Origin of the sequence: Stenotrophomonas chelatiphaga (assembly GCF_001431535.1) — a bacterium.
In the GTDB taxonomy this organism is placed as follows: Bacteria; Pseudomonadota; Gammaproteobacteria; order Xanthomonadales; family Xanthomonadaceae; genus Stenotrophomonas; species Stenotrophomonas chelatiphaga.
On the sequence record NZ_LDJK01000067.1, the window covers coordinates 1 to 1,377 of the forward strand.

The following is a 1,377-nucleotide window of genomic DNA, read 5'->3' on the forward strand; positions in this document are numbered from 1 at the left end:
GCCGCAGGTGGTCTTGGCGTTCGGATTGCGGATCACGAACTGCGCACCGGTCAGGCTTTCGGTGTAATCCACCTCCGCGCCCATCAGGTACTGCAGGCTCAGCGGATCCACCAGCAGGGTGACCCCGCTGGTCTGCACGGCCAGGTCGTCCTCGGCGCGGTTCTCGTCGAATTCGAAGCCGTACTGGAAGCCGGAACAGCCACCGCCCTCGATGTAGACGCGCAGCGCCAGTTCGGCATTGCCTTCATCCTGGATCAGCTCGCGCACCTTCGCCGCAGCGGACTCGGTGAAGTTCAACGGGCGGTCCAGGGACTGGTAGCCCGGCGCCGCTTCAGCGGTACCGGGTAGTGAAATCAGCGTGCTCATGCGGTCAGCATGGGGCCGCCCGGACCGGCTTTCAAGCCATCGCCTCGGCCAGCTTGCGGCGCGCGGCGGTATCACCCTTGCCGGTACCGGCGTCCTCTGCGGCGCCTTCCGGCGGCGGAAGCGCGGCCATCGGGGCGCTGGCGTGGATCAGCCGTCCATTCAGCTGCGCGCCGGCGGCCATTTCGACCACCTGGTAATGGATGTTGCCGTTCACGCGGGCGCTCGGGGTCAGTTCGACCCGCTCGCTGGCGTGCACGTCGCCGTCCATGCGGCCACTGATCACCACCACCTGGGCGCGGATCTCGCCTTCCACCACGCCGTTGTCGGACAGGGTGATGTTGGCGGCGCTGGCACCTTCCTGGGCAATCACCTTGCCGTGGATGCGGCCTTCCACATACAGGCCGCCACTGAATTCGACGTCGCCGCGGATCACCACCTGGCTGCCGATCAACGCATCGACCACCAGCTGTCCGTCACGGCTGGACTTGCTGCTTCCAAACATCTGCCTACTCCCCGTTCGCGGCCGGTGCGCCGGCCTGTTTCCAGTCAAATACCTGTGTGGAACCCCCCGTTCCACTGCCCAGTGTGACCTTAACCCGTTGCGGGGTGAAGTCCGCCGGCAGGATCACGCTGCCGCCCAGCTGCTGGAAGTACCGGAACGAGTACTCCTGGCCGGGCACGTTGCTGCGCTGGTGCAGTTCATCCCAGCTGACCGTGGCCAGGCGTCCGTTCTTCACTCCTTCCACGGTGAAGCGCATCTGGCCCTGGCTGATCGCCCCGCGGTTGAGGTTCTGGGTCAGCACCAGCGCGTACTGCCAGGTGCCCGCCGCTTCCGGGCGGAATTCGATGGAATGGGTGTTCAGGCCCTTGCGCTGGCTGGTGGCACCGACCAGGCGCTCATAGAACGCGACATCGGCGCGCAGGCCGGCGATTTCCTCGTCCCGTTCGGCCAGCGAGGCCTGCACCTCGTTGTTGGCCGCCCGGCTGATGCGGTCCCTTATCCCCATCTGC

At 66.4% G+C, this 1,377-nt stretch carries 3 protein-coding genes; all 3 read right to left on the bottom strand.

Going from position 1 to position 1,377, the window contains the following annotated elements; genetic code table 11:
• Positions 1-366: iron-sulfur cluster insertion protein ErpA (erpA, locus tag ABB28_RS13990; protein ID WP_057509207.1), on the bottom strand; the 366-nt coding region annotated here is incomplete at its 3' end.
• Positions 367-397: 31 nt separating this feature from the next.
• Complete coding sequence (locus tag ABB28_RS13995) at positions 398-868, bottom strand: bactofilin family protein (protein ID WP_057509208.1); 471 nt, start codon at positions 866-868, stop codon at positions 398-400.
• Positions 869-872: 4 nt separating this feature from the next.
• The coding region (locus ABB28_RS14000; protein WP_057509209.1) for a DUF6776 family protein at positions 873-1,377 on the bottom strand (505 nt) is incomplete at its 5' end.

Excerpts from the sequence above, each read along its gene's own strand:
- ABB28_RS13995 (WP_057509208.1), bottom strand. The coding sequence starts at position 868 with ATGTTTGGAAGCAGCAAGTCCAGCCGTGACGGACAGCTGGTGGTCGAT.